The organism is Burkholderia sp. MBR-1 (assembly GCF_013822785.1).
Lineage (GTDB): Bacteria > Pseudomonadota > Gammaproteobacteria > Burkholderiales > Burkholderiaceae > Burkholderia > Burkholderia vietnamiensis.
The window spans coordinates 1,678,307-1,694,594 of record NZ_CP053610.1 but is presented as its reverse complement, the minus strand read 5'-3'; the positions used below and the strand labels follow the sequence as shown (position 1 = coordinate 1,694,594).

The following is a 16,288-nucleotide window of genomic DNA, read 5'->3' as shown; positions in this document are numbered from 1 at the left end:
GATGGCACTGACCGTGGACGAGATCGACGGGCTGTATCGCGCGCACGGTCATGTCGCGTACAGCGGCGAACCGGTGACGCAGCTGGAGCATGCGCTGCAGTGCGGCTTGCTGGCGGAGGAAGCCGGCGCGGACGACGCGCTGATCGCGGCGGCGTTCCTCCACGATCTCGGGCATCTGCTGAACCGGCAGGGCGACACGCCGAGCGCACGCGGCATCGACGATCTGCACCAGTATTACGTGCTGCCGTTCCTGCGGCCGCTGTTCGGCGACGCGGTGCTGGAGCCGATCCGGCTGCACGTCGACGCAAAGCGCTGCCTGTGCCGTACGGAAGCGGGCTACGTCGACGGCCTGTCGGCGGATTCGGTGCGCAGCCTCGCGCTGCAGGGCGGCATCTTCGATGACGACGAGGCGGCGGCATTCCTGCGGCGCCCGTTCGCCGCGGATGCGCTGCGCCTGCGCCGCTGGGACGATAGGGCCAAGGAGCAGGGCAAGGTCACGCCGGGCCTCGATCACTATATGGAAATCGTGGCCCGCCAGGCGCGGACGGGCTGACTGCTCGGCTGTTTGCGTATAAAGCCCCGCACGCGGCAGCGTGCGGGGCTTTATATATTTCACGAAACCCCTTGCGCGATTGCCGTGAGCTGCATAGAATCACGCCTCTTTCGCGCTACCGGAAACGCGGTGCGGAAGAAGAAGGGAAGCGGTGCGGTTGGGTGGTTGTAGTGACCCGAACGCACACGAAGCTGAACCCCTCACCGTCGCAGCGAAGCAGTTCAAAAAGTTGTTGACGAGTGAAGAAAGACGGTTCATAATCTCGCTTCTCTGCTGCTGAAAACGCAGCGCTGTTGAGAAACACGAAGTTCCTCGCAGAAATGCTCTTTAAAAATTAACAGCCGATAAGTGTGGGCGCTTGATGGAAGCGAGCTGATCTTCGGATCAGAAAGCGAAAGTATCAAGAGTCTCACACTAAAGTAAGTCAGGTTTATGAAGAGATTCATATACCTGTCAGCTTTGAGTGAGCGACCGGTTCTTAACGGAACCGAAAACAGTAACAGGTTTAAACTGAAGAGTTTGATCCTGGCTCAGATTGAACGCTGGCGGCATGCCTTACACATGCAAGTCGAACGGCAGCACGGGTGCTTGCACCTGGTGGCGAGTGGCGAACGGGTGAGTAATACATCGGAACATGTCCTGTAGTGGGGGATAGCCCGGCGAAAGCCGGATTAATACCGCATACGATCTATGGATGAAAGCGGGGGACCTTCGGGCCTCGCGCTATAGGGTTGGCCGATGGCTGATTAGCTAGTTGGTGGGGTAAAGGCCTACCAAGGCGACGATCAGTAGCTGGTCTGAGAGGACGACCAGCCACACTGGGACTGAGACACGGCCCAGACTCCTACGGGAGGCAGCAGTGGGGAATTTTGGACAATGGGCGAAAGCCTGATCCAGCAATGCCGCGTGTGTGAAGAAGGCCTTCGGGTTGTAAAGCACTTTTGTCCGGAAAGAAATCCTTGGCTCTAATACAGTCGGGGGATGACGGTACCGGAAGAATAAGCACCGGCTAACTACGTGCCAGCAGCCGCGGTAATACGTAGGGTGCAAGCGTTAATCGGAATTACTGGGCGTAAAGCGTGCGCAGGCGGTTTGCTAAGACCGATGTGAAATCCCCGGGCTCAACCTGGGAACTGCATTGGTGACTGGCAGGCTAGAGTATGGCAGAGGGGGGTAGAATTCCACGTGTAGCAGTGAAATGCGTAGAGATGTGGAGGAATACCGATGGCGAAGGCAGCCCCCTGGGCCAATACTGACGACGCTCATGCACGAAAGCGTGGGGAGCAAACAGGATTAGATACCCTGGTAGTCCACGCCCTAAACGATGTCAACTAGTTGTTGGGGATTCATTTCCTTAGTAACGTAGCTAACGCGTGAAGTTGACCGCCTGGGGAGTACGGTCGCAAGATTAAAACTCAAAGGAATTGACGGGGACCCGCACAAGCGGTGGATGATGTGGATTAATTCGATGCAACGCGAAAAACCTTACCTACCCTTGACATGGTCGGAATCCTGAAGAGATTCGGGAGTGCTCGAAAGAGAACCGGCGCACAGGTGCTGCATGGCTGTCGTCAGCTCGTGTCGTGAGATGTTGGGTTAAGTCCCGCAACGAGCGCAACCCTTGTCCTTAGTTGCTACGCAAGAGCACTCTAAGGAGACTGCCGGTGACAAACCGGAGGAAGGTGGGGATGACGTCAAGTCCTCATGGCCCTTATGGGTAGGGCTTCACACGTCATACAATGGTCGGAACAGAGGGTTGCCAACCCGCGAGGGGGAGCTAATCCCAGAAAACCGATCGTAGTCCGGATTGCACTCTGCAACTCGAGTGCATGAAGCTGGAATCGCTAGTAATCGCGGATCAGCATGCCGCGGTGAATACGTTCCCGGGTCTTGTACACACCGCCCGTCACACCATGGGAGTGGGTTTTACCAGAAGTGGCTAGTCTAACCGCAAGGAGGACGGTCACCACGGTAGGATTCATGACTGGGGTGAAGTCGTAACAAGGTAGCCGTATCGGAAGGTGCGGCTGGATCACCTCCTTTCCAGAGCTATCTCGCAAAATTGAGCGCTCACGCTTATCGGCTGTAAATTTAAAGACAGACTCAGGGGTCTGTAGCTCAGTCGGTTAGAGCACCGTCTTGATAAGGCGGGGGTCGTTGGTTCGAATCCAACCAGACCCACCATTTGTCTGGCGGTAACACCCTGAGGCATCTGTACTCATGGGGGCATAGCTCAGCTGGGAGAGCACCTGCTTTGCAAGCAGGGGGTCGTCGGTTCGATCCCGTCTGCCTCCACCAATCCTCAATGACAAGCGTTCGACGCGTCGAGCTTTTGTCATTGGCGATTGAGCCAGTCAGGGTGATATGAGTAACACCATATCGGCTGTCGTTCTTTAACAATCTGGAAGAAGTAAGTAATTTGGATAGCGGAAGCGTCTTGAGATGGACGTGAAAACTATCCGGGTTGTGATTGTATCGATGTATCTCAAGATGATTCGAACTTCATGTTCGGCTCTAATTGGAATACGGCACAACGCGAGAACTCAACCTGTAGCGACTGTCGATGAGACAGACTCGTTATAGGGTCAAGCGAACAAGTGCATGTGGTGGATGCCTTGGCGATCACAGGCGATGAAGGACGCGGTAGCCTGCGAAAAGCTACGGGGAGCTGGCAAACGAGCTTTGATCCGTAGATGTCCGAATGGGGAAACCCGGCCCTTTTGGGTCATCCTGGACTGAATACATAGGTCCAGAGAAGCGAACGCGGTGAACTGAAACATCTAAGTAACCGCAGGAAAAGAAATCAACCGAGATTCCCAAAGTAGTGGCGAGCGAAATGGGATGAGCCTTGCACTCTTTATTTGTATTGTTAGCCGAACGCTCTGGAAAGTGCGGCCATAGCAGGTGATAGCCCTGTAGGCGAAAACAGTATGAAAGAACTAGGTGTGCGACAAGTAGGGCGGGACACGTGAAATCCTGTCTGAAGATGGGGGGACCATCCTCCAAGGCTAAATACTCGTGATCGACCGATAGTGAACCAGTACCGTGAGGGAAAGGCGAAAAGAACCCCGGGAGGGGAGTGAAATAGATCCTGAAACCGCATGCATACAAACAGTCGGAGCCTCGTAAGGGGTGACGGCGTACCTTTTGTATAATGGGTCAGCGACTTACGTTCAGTAGCAAGCTTAACCGTATAGGGCAGGCGTAGCGAAAGCGAGTCCGAATAGGGCGTTCAGTTGCTGGGCGTAGACCCGAAACCAGGTGATCTATCCATGGCCAGGATGAAGGTGCGGTAACACGTACTGGAGGTCCGAACCCACTAACGTTGAAAAGTTAGGGGATGAGCTGTGGATAGGGGTGAAAGGCTAAACAAACCTGGAAATAGCTGGTTCTCTCCGAAAACTATTTAGGTAGTGCCTCGTGTCTCACCTTCGGGGTAGAGCACTGTCATGGTTGGGGGGTCTATTGCAGATTACCCCGCCATAGCAAACTCCGAATACCGAAGAGTGCAATCACGGGAGACAGACATCGGGTGCTAACGTCCGGTGTCAAGAGGGAAACAACCCAGACCGCCAGCTAAGGTCCCCAAATATAGCTAAGTGGGAAACGAAGTGGGAAGGCTAAAACAGTCAGGAGGTTGGCTTAGAAGCAGCCACCCTTTAAAGAAAGCGTAATAGCTCACTGATCGAGTCGTCCTGCGCGGAAGATGTAACGGGGCTAAGCTATATACCGAAGCTGCGGATGCGAGCTTTGCTCGCATGGTAGGAGAGCGTTCCGTAAGCCTGCGAAGGTGCCTTGTAAAGGGTGCTGGAGGTATCGGAAGTGCGAATGCTGACATGAGTAGCGATAAAGGGGGTGAAAGGCCCCCTCGCCGTAAGCCAAGGTTTCCTACGCAACGTTCATCGGCGTAGGGTGAGTCGGCCCCTAAGGCGAGGCAGAAATGCGTAGCTGATGGGAAGCAGGTCAATATTCCTGCACCATTGTTAGATGCGATGGGGGACGGATCGCGGAAGGTTGTCGGGTGTTGGAAGTCCCGGTCGCTGCATTGGAGAAGGCACTTAGGCAAATCCGGGTGCGTAATTCAAGGGTGTGGCGCGAGCTCCTTCGGGAGCGAAGCAATTGGAAGTGGTTCCAAGAAAAGCCTCTAAGCTTCAGTCTAACGATGACCGTACCGCAAACCGACACAGGTGGGCGAGATGAGTATTCTAAGGCGCTTGAGAGAACTCGGGAGAAGGAACTCGGCAAATTGGTACCGTAACTTCGGGATAAGGTACGCCCTTGTAGCTTGACTGGCCTGCGCCAGGAGGGTGAAGGGGTTGCAATAAACTGGTGGCTGCGACTGTTTAATAAAAACACAGCACTCTGCAAACACGAAAGTGGACGTATAGGGTGTGACGCCTGCCCGGTGCCGGAAGATTAAATGATGGGGTGCAAGCTCTTGATTGAAGTCCCGGTAAACGGCGGCCGTAACTATAACGGTCCTAAGGTAGCGAAATTCCTTGTCGGGTAAGTTCCGACCTGCACGAATGGCGTAACGATGGCCACACTGTCTCCTCCCGAGACTCAGCGAAGTTGAAGTGTTTGTGATGATGCAATCTACCCGCGGCTAGACGGAAAGACCCCATGAACCTTTACTGTAGCTTTGCATTGGACTTTGAACCGATCTGTGTAGGATAGGTGGGAGGCTATGAAACCGGAACGCTAGTTTCGGTGGAGCCGTCCTTGAAATACCACCCTGGTTTGTTTGAGGTTCTAACCTTGGCCCGTGATCCGGGTCGGGGACAGTGCATGGTAGGCAGTTTGACTGGGGCGGTCTCCTCCCAAAGCGTAACGGAGGAGTACGAAGGTACGCTAGGTACGGTCGGAAATCGTGCTGATAGTGCAATGGCATAAGCGTGCTTAACTGCGAGACCGACAAGTCGAGCAGGTGCGAAAGCAGGTCATAGTGATCCGGTGGTTCTGTATGGAAGGGCCATCGCTCAACGGATAAAAGGTACTCTGGGGATAACAGGCTGATACCGCCCAAGAGTTCATATCGACGGCGGTGTTTGGCACCTCGATGTCGGCTCATCTCATCCTGGGGCTGTAGCCGGTCCCAAGGGTATGGCTGTTCGCCATTTAAAGAGGTACGTGAGCTGGGTTTAAAACGTCGTGAGACAGTTTGGTCCCTATCTGCCGTGGGCGTTGGATATTTGAAGGGGGCTGCTCCTAGTACGAGAGGACCGGAGTGGACGAACCTCTGGTGTACCGGTTGTCACGCCAGTGGCATCGCCGGGTAGCTATGTTCGGAAGAGATAACCGCTGAAAGCATCTAAGCGGGAAACTCGCCTTAAGATGAGATATCCCTGGGGACTAGATCCCCTTGAAGGGTCGTTCGAGACCAGGACGTTGATAGGTCAGGTGTGTAAGCGCAGTAATGCGTTCAGCTAACTGATACTAATTGCCCGTAAGGCTTGATCCTATAACAAGTCTGCCTTGTAGATCGGCGCCGTGCGAAAGCACTGGCCGCGATCCAAAGCGACATGTTGGATTCTCGTGTGTGATACACACAACCTAAATTACTGCTTCTTCCAAGATTGGTTCTGTTGGCCACGCCAGCAGAACAACCCTCTTTGCCTGATGACCATAGCGAGTCGGTCCCACCCCTTCCCATCCCGAACAGGACCGTGAAACGACTCTACGCCGATGATAGTGCGGATTCCCGTGTGAAAGTAGGTAATCGTCAGGCTCCCCTAAGCCAAGAACCCCCGCCCAAAAGGCGGGGGTTTTTGCATTGGCGCGGCAGAAAGAGCACTCGGCCAGTTGCATCGGCTCGAGTCGGCAGGATCGAACGAACCCGGTCGGTTTGCGATAGCTCGGTGATGTGCCCAGGACCGACTCGCTAGAAGCCACGCTGCTCACCAGGTTCACGACGAGTCGGCTCATATCCCCTGATCGTCACGCTGCCGCGGAACTGCTCATCGCCGGAACGCGCGATGCATCAAGCTGGCGATATCTGCGATGCATGTCCGGCGGCCACGCGCCAACGATCTCCTACTGGGCGCCACAGCCGCGTGTAGGCGAACCTGCCGCTGAACGCCGTGCCATCGAAATCACCGGCAAGCACGACCGTTGTCGCGGTGACGATGCCGCGTACAGGATTCCGCGCGTCCCCGGCGTCGCGATATAACGGGTGATAGCGTCGACGTAGAAGACGATGCTGCGTGTTGAGCGGAAATGGCCGCTAGATGCTCAATCACGTCGCCGACGTAAGTGCGATTCGCCGGTCTTGCGGGGCTTCACCTAGTGGCCGGTATATCCCAATATCCCAATAAAAATCTATGCGCATAAAGTCGCTGAGCGCCAGATGTCATCGGCGAGCTTCCCGCCATTCACGGTAATATCGCCGTTCGTCCGACTGCCGGCATTCGTCTGCCTGCCACTGCTCGGTGTTCCTACAACTCATTCCCGCACATTGATTCATGACCGACCGCGCCGCCGCTTCATGTCGTCGGACGACCGACTTCCTGCCTTATCTCGTCGCCGCGACGTTTTTCATGGAGTACCTCGATACGACGGTGATCGCCACCGCGCTGCCGCAGATGGCACAGTCGTTTGGCGTCGGGCCGAATGCGCTGAGTGTCGGGATGACGGCCTACATGCTGGCGCTCGCCGTGTTCATCCCGATTAGCGGCTGGATCGCGGATCGCTATGGTTCGCGTACCGTCTTCGCCACCGCGATCTTCGTCTTTTCCGGCGCATCGGTGCTGTGCGGGCTCTCCGATGGCGTGCTCACGTTCACGGCCGCGCGTCTGCTCCAGGGTGTCGGTGGGGCAATGATGGTGCCGGTCGGGCGAATGATCGTCGTGCGCAGCACGGAGAAAGCCAAACTGATGCGTGCGATCGCGACGATCACGTGGCCGGGCATCGTCGCGCCAGTCGTCGGGCCGCCGGTCGGCGGCTTCATCACCACCTACGCGTCGTGGCGCTGGATCTTCCTGTTGAACGTTCCGTTTGGCATAGCCGCGCTGGTTTGCACTTGGCTTATCGTCCGCAACACGCGTGCCGATGAGCGGCGGCCGCTCGACTGGGTCGGCTTCGTGCTGGCCGGCGCGGCGCTGACTTGTCTGTTGATCGGTACCGAAGCGGCGGGCCAGCAGGACGTCGATTTCACGCGCGCAGGTATCCTGGTCGCCGCGAGCGTGTTGTTCGGCATTGCCGCATGGTTGCATGCGCAACGATGCGCGCATCCGCTGCTCGATTTCACGACGCTGAAGGTGCCGACGTTCTCGGTCACCGTCATCACCGGTTCGATCACGCGGATAGCGATCAACGCCGTGCCGTATCTGCTGCCGCTGTTGTTCCAGATCGGCTTCGGGCTGTCGCCATTCCAGTCCGGCCTGCTGTTGCTCGCCAGCGCGATCGGCAATCTCGGGATGAAGGCAGGCACGTCGTGGATACTCGATCGCTTCGGTTTCCGGCGCGTCGCGCTCGTCGACGTGACGATCGTCGGCCTGTTCACGATCGCGTGCGGCTGGCTGACAGCGTCGACGCCGTTGGCCGTCACCTTGTTGGTCGTGTTCGTCTACGGGCTCACGCGATCGATGCAGTTCACGACGCTCGCGACACTCGCGTACGCGGATATTCCGGCGCGGCAAACCAGTGCGGCCAGCACGCTGTGGAGCGCCGCGCAGCAGATGACGATCGGAATGGGCATCGCATTCGGCGCGTTGTCGCTGCGGGTCGCGGCGTTGGCGCGTGGCGACGCCGCCAGAGTGCATTATGTGCTCGACGATTTTCGCTGGGCGTTCATTGCGGCCGGCGTGCTCGCTCTGCTGACGTTGCCCGGCTATGCGGGACTCGCCGCCGATGCCGGCGATCGGCTTCGCGCAAATGTGGCGCGCGGGTAGAGCGTCGTTCTGATCGCGGCGGTCGCGCGAAGGCCGGCGGTCAGCGATTCGTCGCCACTGCGGACTGAGTCGAGACGCCGCCCCAGCAATGAGCAGCGGACCGCGCGTATGGAGCAGCCAGTCGTCGGTTGCAGTTTACGGCGCGCGAACTCTAAATCGCGTGGCGTTGCCCGCTTATAACTTCACGCCGTCCGGGCTGCTGCCGGCGACAGGCAACCGGCGAGTGGCAACCGGCGAGTGGCAACCGGTAACCAGTAACCAGTAACCGGCGCCCGGCACTCGCAACCGGCAACCCGCAACGGGCACTCGGCACTCGGCACTCGGCACTCGGCAAGCGGCAAGCGGCAAGCGGCAAGCGGCAACGGGCAACGGGCAACCGGCAACCGGCAACCGGCAACCCGCAACCCGCAACCCGCAACGGGCACTCGGCACTCGGCGACCGGCGACCGGCAACTTCCAATCGGTAATCGGCAATTGGCCACCGCCAACCGCCAACCGCCAACCGCCCGCCCACGCTCCCCCAACGTGCCGAGTCCCATCTCCACCTCATCCGCACCACCAACACCCTCACAACGCATCATGAAAGATGATGCCGACCGTATGGCGGTGACCGCTGCGAATCCTGCTCACCCCGTGGCGCAAGTTCACGCGGTAGATGCCGCGTGTTCCCTGCACGGGCCTGCCATGCACCGCGAAGACCACCGCGTCGCCTTGCATCAGCGGCACCACTTCCGCACGCGACTGCATACGCGGCCGCTGCTCCGTCAGCACGAATTCGCCGCCGGTGAAATCCCGCCCGGGCGCTGACAGCAGAATCGCCACCTGCAGCGGAAAAACGTGCTCGCCGTAGAGATCCTGATGGAGACAGTTGTAGTCGTCCGCGCCGTATTGCAGGATCAACGGCGTGGGTCGCGTCTGTCCGGCGTCGTGGCAGCGGTCGAGAAACGCCGCATGGTCGCGCGGATAGCGAACGTCGATCCGCAGCGCGTCATTCCAGCGATTGGCAATCGGCGCGAGATGCGGGTAGATCGTTGCGCGCAGCGCGTCGACGACTGCGGGCAGCGGATACGCGAAGTACTTGTATTCGCCGCACCCGAAGCCGTGACGTGCCATCAAGACACGCGAACGATAGAGCGCATCGTGCGGATAAAGCGCGCGCAGCGCATCGCATTCGCCGCGCGACAGCAGGCTCGACACGTGCGCGCAGCCGTAGCGATCGAGTTCGGCCTCGACGGTCGACCAGTCGATTGCGTCGACGCGCGCCGCGATGTCCTGCAAGTCGGCGGCAGGTTGCAGATCGGCGATATTCACGGACATCCCCCGGTTCGTTTGCGACGTCGCATCGCGCGTACCCGCGGCGTGCTTCGCAGGCATGCAGCACACGCGGGGCGTCGCGATGCATGTCGATGAACCGAGTCTAGCGACCGGCGCGCGCCGTTGCACTCCGGATGTTGCGCTTCAATTCGCGAAGCGACGGCGAGCCGCGCGACGACGGCACGCCGATTGCGGCGACGTGCCTGAGCGCAGCGACAAAGAAGAATGAACCCACTGCCGAACCCGCCGCTACCGAACCCGCCGCGGCAACCGCCCGGCCGTGAGCCGTCGCCGCCCGCTCGCCGTTATCCGCTCAAGCCAGCGCGCGGAACAACCAGTACAGCCCGCCGGCCAGCACGATCGACGCCGGCAGCGTGAGAATCCACGCGAGCACGAGGCTGCGCACGGTACTCCACTGCAGCCCCGATCCGTTCGCGGCCATCGTGCCGGCGACGCCCGACGACAGCACGTGCGTCGTCGACACCGGCAGCCCGTATGCATCGGCCGCGCCGATCGTCAGCATCGCGACGAGTTCGGCCGACGCGCCCTGGCCGTACGTCAAATGCTGCTTGCCGATCTTTTCGCCGACGGTCACGACGATCCGCTTCCACCCGACCATCGTGCCGAGACCCAGCGCAATCGCGACGGCCACCTTCACCCAGGTCGGGATGAACTTGGTCGCGTGATCGAGCTGCTTGCGGTAGTTGTCGATCGCGAGCTTGTCGTCGGCGGCAAACGCGGGCTGCCCGGACTTCTCGATCAACCGGATCGCCTCGGACACCAGGTACATCGTGTTGCGCACGTTGTCGACGTCGTTTTGCGGCACGGCCGCCATCGATCCCGATGCGCCGACGGCGCGCGCGAGCGACGTCGACAGCTGCTGCACCGCGGGCAGCACGGCTGGCGTGAGCTTGCGGTGCTGCACGAACTGCTCGACGTCGGCGCGCGGATTCGCGGACGGCGCGACGCCGTTCGAGTATTTCGCGAAGGTGGACGCGGCGTGCGTCGCGACGGCGACGAAGGTCTGCGACTCGGCTGGCGTGACGGCCTTGTTCAGCGCATACGCAGTGGGTACGGTGCCGATCAGGATCAGCATGATGAGCCCCATGCCCTTCTGTCCATCGTTCGATCCGTGCGCGAACGACACGCCGGTGCAGGTCAGGATCAGCAGGCAGCGAATCCAGAACGGCGGCGGCTGATCCTTCGGCGGCTCCTGATACAGATCCGGCACGCGCACGACGGCGCGCAGCACGAGCAGCAGCAGCGCCGCGCACAGAAAGCCGACGAGCGGCGAGAACAGCAGCGACTTGCCGACGCCGAGCGCCTGCCCCCAGTCGACGCCGCTCGTGCCGTTCGGGCCGTGCATCAGCTGGTTCATCAGCCCGACCCCGATGATCGACCCGATCAGCGTATGCGAGCTCGATGACGGCAGCCCGAAATACCACGTCGCCAGGTTCCACACGATCGCGGCGATCAGCAGCGCGAACACCATCGCGAAGCCCGCGCCGCTGCCCACCTGCAGGATCAGCTCGACGGGCAGCAATTGCAGGATGCCGAACGCGACGGCGCCGCTCGATACCATCACGCCGAGGAAGTTCCACATGCCCGACCAGATCACCGCGACGTTCGGCGTCAGCGAATGGGTGTAGATCACGGTCGCCACCGCGTTCGCGGTGTCGTGGAAGCCATTGACGAACTCGAAGCCGAGCGCGATCAGCAGCGCGGCGCCGAGCATCAGGTATGGAAACAGCGACCCTTCGCGCACCGGCGCAAGATCGGCGATCAGATGGGTGGCGATATAGACGGCACCGACCGACAGCACCAGCAGGAACACGGCATAGCCGGCACGTCGGGCGCGTTCGGTGGAACCGGGATGGTGTGCGGCGGGCGAAGCAGGTTGATTCATGGCGGCATCTCGCAGTGGAACCGCGTCCGATCCTAGCTTCGGCTGTCCGTCAGTTTGATGACAGTACGGACCGCGAAACGCCGTTGTTCACGCCGTCGTCCATATAGTGAGCACGCTCATGCATCCGGGCCGCTTCGCGCCTTGCGCGCGCGCCTATCGCAGCATGCGTGGCGCGTCCGACGCCGAGTCGCGTGCGAGCGCGAGAAATGCGGACAGGTAATCGATCGATGCGTCGGCGTCGCGGATGCCGAGAAAGATCTGTTTCGCGATGCCTTGCTTGCCGAGCCTGACCGGCACGACCGGCATGCGGTCCGCGTATTCGTCGGCGAGCCACTTCGGCAATGCGGCCACGCCGCGTCCGCTCGCGACCATCTGCAGCATGATGTCGGTCGTCTCGATCGACTTGTGGCGCCGCGGCACGATGGCGGCCGGCGTCAGGAACTGGTTGTAGATGTCGAGCCGGTCGGTCTCGACCGGGTACGTGATCAGCACCTCGTCGGCCAGTTGCTCGGGCGTGACGTAGTCGGCGTTCGCGAGCCGGTGCGCGTCGGCGACCACCAGCACCTGCTCGTAGTCGAACACCGGATCGAAGCGCAGGCCCGGCTTGTTCAGCGGGTCGGGCGTCACGAGCACGTCGATGTCATGGCCGAGCAGCGCGCCGATCCCGCCGAACTGAAAGCGCTGCTTCACGTCGACGTCGACGTCCGGCCAGCGCGCCAGATACGGCGACACCACCTTCAGCAGCCACTGGTAGCACGGATGGCATTCCATCCCGATGCGCAGCGTGCCGCGCTCGCCCTTCGCGTACTGCTTCATCCGCTCCTCGGCGAGCTCGAACTGCGGCAGCAGCCGGTTCGCGAGCTTCAGCAGATATTGCCCGCCCTGCGTGAGCCGCAGGCCACGTCCTTCCCGATCCCAGATCGGCGTGCCGAGCTGCTGCTCGATTTTCCGCACGGTATGGCTGAGCGCCGACTGCGTGAGGTGCAGCGCGTTGGCAGCCGCAGTCAGCGAGCCCTGGCGCTCGACTTCGCGGATCACGACGAGATGGAATCGCTCGAGCATCAATACATGAACAAAGTTAATGGATGAATGAAATAATGCCATTTTATTTCATGGGGCGAAATCCCTATGATGGCTGCTGAATCTTCTATTACTTCTGGACGGCGGCTTCATGGTCAAGACCCACAACCTCGGTTTCCCGCGCATCGGCGCACAGCGCGAACTCAAATTCGGCCTCGAACGCTACTGGAACGGCGACGCCACGCGCGACGAGCTGACGGCGCTCGGCGCCGCGCTGCGCCGGCGCCACTGGAACGACCAGCGCGATCTCGATCTCGCGCCGCTCGGTGATTTCGCGTTCTACGACCACGTGCTCGACATGAGCTTCACGCTCGGCAATCTGCCGAAGCGCGTGCAGGACTTTCACGGCGACGCGCTCGACAACTATTTCCGCGTGGCGCGCGGCCGTTCCGCGCATTCGGCGCACGAGCATGCGAGCTGCTGCGGTGGCGTGGCGGCCGGCGAGATGACGAAGTGGTTCGACACCAACTATCACTACATCGTGCCGGAGTTCCACGCCGACACGAACTTCTCGCTCGACCCGTCGCGACTGCTGCAGCAACTGGCCGAGGCGAACGCGCAGCGCGTAAACGCAAAGCCGGTGATACTCGGCCCCGTTACGTATCTGTGGCTCGGCAAGGCGAAGGACGATTCCGACCGGCTCGCGCTGCTGCCGAAACTGCTGCCGGTGTACGGCGCGCTGCTCGATACGTTGACCGCGCAGGGCGTCGAATGGGTGCAGATCGACGAACCGATCCTCGTCACCGAGCTCGACGCCGACTGGCGGCGTGCGTTGCGCACGGCGTACGAGGCGCTCGAGACACGTCGTATCAAGCTGCTGCTCGCGACGTACTTCGGCCCGCTTCAGGACAATCTGGAGCTTGCCGTTTCACTGCCGGTCGATGGACTGCACATCGACGCCGTCAATGCCCGCGACGAGGTCGACGTGCTGGCGCGCACGCTGCCGGCCACACGCGTGCTGTCGGTCGGCGTGATCGACGGCCGCAACATCTGGCGGACCGACCTGAACGCGGCGCTCGATTGGCTCGAGCCGCTCGCGCGGCAGCTGGGCGAGCGACTGTGGCTGGCGCCGTCGTGTTCGCTGCTGCACGTGCCGGTCGATCTCGCGAGCGAGCAGAAGCTCGACGCCGAGATCCGCTCGTGGCTCGCGTTCGCGCTGCAGAAGCTCGCCGAACTGAAGCTGCTCGCGACCGCGCTGAACCAAGGGCGCGACACGGTGGCCGACGCCCTCGCTGAGAATGCGGCCGCGATCGAGTCGCGGCGCCGCTCGCCGCGCGTGCACAACCCGGCGGTGAAGGCTGCCGTCGCGCGCATCGACGCGCGGCTCGGCAACCGTGCGAGCGCCTATCCGCAACGCGCGGCCGCGCAGTCGGTACGCCTGAAGCTGCCGCTGTTCCCGACCACGACGATCGGCTCGTTCCCGCAGACCGCGGAGATCCGCGACGCGCGCCGCCGCTTCAAGGCCGGCGAGCTCGACGAAGCCGGCTACCGCCACGCGATGCACGCGGAGATCGAACGCAGCGTGCGCGAACAGGAAACGCTGCAGCTCGACGTGCTGGTGCACGGCGAAGCCGAGCGCAACGACATGGTCGAATATTTCGGCGAGCAGCTGGATGGCTACGCGTTCAGCCAGTTCGGCTGGGTGCAGTCGTACGGATCGCGCTGCGTGAAGCCGCCGATCCTGTTCGGCGACATCAGCCGACCGAGCGCGATGACGGTCGAGTGGATCGCCTACGCGCAGTCGCTGACGAGCAAGCCGATGAAAGGCATGCTGACCGGGCCGGTGACGATCCTGAACTGGTCGTTCGTGCGCGACGACCAGCCGCGTTCGGTGTCGTGCTACCAGCTCGCGCTGGCGATCCGCGACGAAGTGCTCGATCTCGAGCGGGCCGGGGTGCGCGTGATCCAGATCGACGAGGCCGCGCTGCGCGAGGGGCTGCCGCTGCGTCGTGCGCAATGGCCGGCCTACCTGAAGTGGGCGATCGACGCGTTCCGGATCGCCGCGAACGGCGTGCGCGACGACACGCAGATCCACACGCACATGTGCTATTCGGAATTCAACGACATCATCGCGTCGATCGCCGAAATGGACGCGGACGTGATCACGATCGAGACGTCGCGCTCGGACATGGAGCTGCTCGACGCGTTCGACGGCTTCCGGTATCCGAATGAAATCGGGCCGGGCGTGTACGACATCCATTCGCCGAACATCCCGACGCAGGAGCACATCGTCGGCCTGATGAGGAAAGCCGCCGAGCGGATTCCGGCGCAACGGCTGTGGGTGAACCCGGACTGCGGGCTGAAGACGCGCCGCTGGGCGGAAGTGCTGCCGGCGCTGACGAACATGGTCGCCGCGGCGAAGACGTTGCGCAGCGAGCTGCGCAACGGGCTCTGACAAAGCGTTCCGATAACCCGCCGGCTCCGCGCTCGCGCAACCAGCGCGTGCGCGAACGCTCCCGGCGCAGCGCCGCCCCGGAACCCGCCCTATGCCGCACCGCGATCAGTCGCGATACGCGATGCCGGGCAGCACGCACAGCAGCTCGTACGCGAGGTTCGCGCCGAGCAGCGCGGTGGTGCCGAACGGGTCGTACGGCGGCGCGACTTCGACGAGATCGCAGCCGACGATGTTCAGCCCCTTCGCGCCGCGAATGATCTCGAGCGCCTGCGGCACCGTGAGGCCCGCGATTTCCGGCGTGCCGGTGCCGGGCGCGTAGGCGGGGTCGATGCCGTCGATGTCGAAGCTGATGTAGACGGGCGTGTCGCCGACGCGCGCGCGCACTTCCTCCATCAGCGGCACGAGCGACTGGTTCCAGCACGCCTCGGCCTGCACGACGCGAAAGCCTTGGTCGCGGCACCAGTCGAAATCCTCGGCCGCATAGCCGGTGCCGCGCAGGCCGATCTGCGTGACCTTGTCGCCGTGCAGCAGACCTTCTTCGACCGCGCGGCGAAACGGCGTGCCGTGCGCGATCTTCTCGCCCATCATCGTGTCGTTCACGTCGGCGTGTGCATCGACGTGGATCAATGCAACCTTGCCGTGCTTGCGATGGATCGCGCGCAGGATCGGCAGCGCGATCGTGTGGTCGCCGCCGAGCGTGATCGGCTTGCAGTCGTGCGCGAGGATCGCGTCGTACGCGGCCTCGATGCGGGCGATCGAATCGTGCAGGTTGTACGGATTGATCGCGACGTCGCCGATGTCGGCGACCTGCAGCGAATCGAACGGCGCCGCCCGCGTGGCCATGTTGTACGGGCGCAGCAGCACCGACTCCGTGCGGATCTGGCGCGGGCCGAAGCGCGCGCCGGTACGGTTCGACGTGCCGAGATCGAACGGCACGCCGACGAAACACGCGTCGAGCCCCGCGGCGCTCGCGACGTGCGGCAGGCGCATCATCGTTGCAATGCCGCCGCTGCGCGGCATTTCGTTGCCGCCGAGCGGCTGGAAATGGAGAGGGTCGTTCATGGGCTGTTCTCTGTCGATATGGGGTTGCCGTATCATTCGACGCGGCCTGGCGCATAGTTTTGCGCGCCGCGCGCGAAAGAAGAATGCGA

General features: G+C 61.5%; 7 protein-coding genes, 2 tRNA genes and 3 rRNA genes. 8 read left to right on the top strand and 4 right to left on the bottom strand.

Features of this window, described 5'->3' with window-relative positions; all coding sequences use genetic code 11:
- The first annotated feature begins 1 nt into the window (after nucleotide 1).
- The 7 genes from MBR110_RS22185 (at nucleotide 2) to MBR110_RS22155 (ending at nucleotide 8,442) form a co-directional block, all read left to right on the top strand.
- Nucleotides 2-553 (top strand): phosphonate degradation HD-domain oxygenase, encoded by a 552-nt coding sequence (locus MBR110_RS22185; protein ID WP_034193339.1) that lies wholly within the window; start codon nucleotides 2-4, stop codon nucleotides 551-553.
- A gap of 507 nt (nucleotides 554-1,060) precedes the next feature.
- A 16S ribosomal RNA gene (locus MBR110_RS22180) occupies nucleotides 1,061-2,596 on the top strand.
- A gap of 64 nt (nucleotides 2,597-2,660) precedes the next feature.
- Nucleotides 2,661-2,737, top strand: a tRNA-Ile gene (locus MBR110_RS22175).
- Between the two features lie 38 nt (nucleotides 2,738-2,775).
- Nucleotides 2,776-2,851: transfer RNA gene (locus tag MBR110_RS22170), tRNA-Ala, on the top strand.
- A 285-nt stretch (nucleotides 2,852-3,136) separates the two neighbouring features.
- Nucleotides 3,137-6,014, top strand: a 23S ribosomal RNA gene (locus MBR110_RS22165).
- A 154-nt stretch (nucleotides 6,015-6,168) separates the two neighbouring features.
- Nucleotides 6,169-6,281 (top strand): 5S ribosomal RNA (rrf, locus tag MBR110_RS22160).
- Together the 16S, 23S and 5S rRNA genes with 2 tRNA genes alongside form the textbook arrangement of a ribosomal RNA operon.
- Nucleotides 6,282-7,014: 733 nt before the next feature.
- Nucleotides 7,015-8,442: a DHA2 family efflux MFS transporter permease subunit gene (locus MBR110_RS22155; protein ID WP_046424451.1), complete on the top strand. Its 1,428-nt coding sequence runs from the start codon at nucleotides 7,015-7,017 to the stop codon at nucleotides 8,440-8,442.
- A gap of 567 nt (nucleotides 8,443-9,009) precedes the next feature.
- On the opposite strand, the gene MBR110_RS22150 is transcribed toward MBR110_RS22155, so the two are convergent.
- The 3 genes from MBR110_RS22150 to MBR110_RS22140 form a co-directional block, all read right to left on the bottom strand.
- Nucleotides 9,010-9,753, bottom strand: coding sequence for a 2OG-Fe(II) oxygenase (locus MBR110_RS22150; RefSeq protein ID WP_034194759.1), 744 nt, complete (start codon nucleotides 9,751-9,753; stop codon nucleotides 9,010-9,012).
- A gap of 316 nt (nucleotides 9,754-10,069) precedes the next feature.
- Nucleotides 10,070-11,662: an inorganic phosphate transporter gene (locus tag MBR110_RS22145; RefSeq protein ID WP_014724061.1), complete on the bottom strand. Its 1,593-nt coding sequence runs from the start codon at nucleotides 11,660-11,662 to the stop codon at nucleotides 10,070-10,072.
- Between the two features lie 153 nt (nucleotides 11,663-11,815).
- The gene (locus MBR110_RS22140) at nucleotides 11,816-12,724 is read right to left on the bottom strand and encodes a LysR family transcriptional regulator (RefSeq protein ID WP_034194758.1); all 909 of its coding nucleotides are present in this window, start codon (nucleotides 12,722-12,724) and stop codon (nucleotides 11,816-11,818) included.
- A 109-nt stretch (nucleotides 12,725-12,833) separates the two neighbouring features.
- Between MBR110_RS22140 and metE the strand changes: the two genes are divergently transcribed.
- The gene (metE, locus tag MBR110_RS22135; protein WP_181709342.1) at nucleotides 12,834-15,137 is read left to right on the top strand and encodes a 5-methyltetrahydropteroyltriglutamate--homocysteine S-methyltransferase; all 2,304 of its coding nucleotides are present in this window, start codon (nucleotides 12,834-12,836) and stop codon (nucleotides 15,135-15,137) included.
- Between the two features lie 105 nt (nucleotides 15,138-15,242).
- Here metE and speB read toward each other — a convergent pair whose 3' ends face one another.
- Nucleotides 15,243-16,199 (bottom strand): agmatinase, encoded by a 957-nt coding sequence (speB, locus tag MBR110_RS22130; RefSeq protein ID WP_181709341.1) that lies wholly within the window; start codon nucleotides 16,197-16,199, stop codon nucleotides 15,243-15,245.
- Nucleotides 16,200-16,288: the final 89 nt, after the last annotated feature.

Coding starts and splice junctions, on each gene's coding strand:
- MBR110_RS22185 (WP_034193339.1), top strand. CDS start 2: ATGGCACTGACCGTGGACGAGATCGACGGGCTGTATCGCGCGCACGGT.
- MBR110_RS22155 (WP_046424451.1), top strand. CDS start 7,015: ATGACCGACCGCGCCGCCGCTTCATGTCGTCGGACGACCGACTTCCTG.
- MBR110_RS22145 (WP_014724061.1), bottom strand. CDS start 11,662: ATGAATCAACCTGCTTCGCCCGCCGCACACCATCCCGGTTCCACCGAA.
- MBR110_RS22140 (WP_034194758.1), bottom strand. CDS start 12,724: ATGCTCGAGCGATTCCATCTCGTCGTGATCCGCGAAGTCGAGCGCCAG.
- metE (WP_181709342.1), top strand. CDS start 12,834: ATGGTCAAGACCCACAACCTCGGTTTCCCGCGCATCGGCGCACAGCGC.
- speB (WP_181709341.1), bottom strand. CDS start 16,199: ATGAACGACCCTCTCCATTTCCAGCCGCTCGGCGGCAACGAAATGCCG.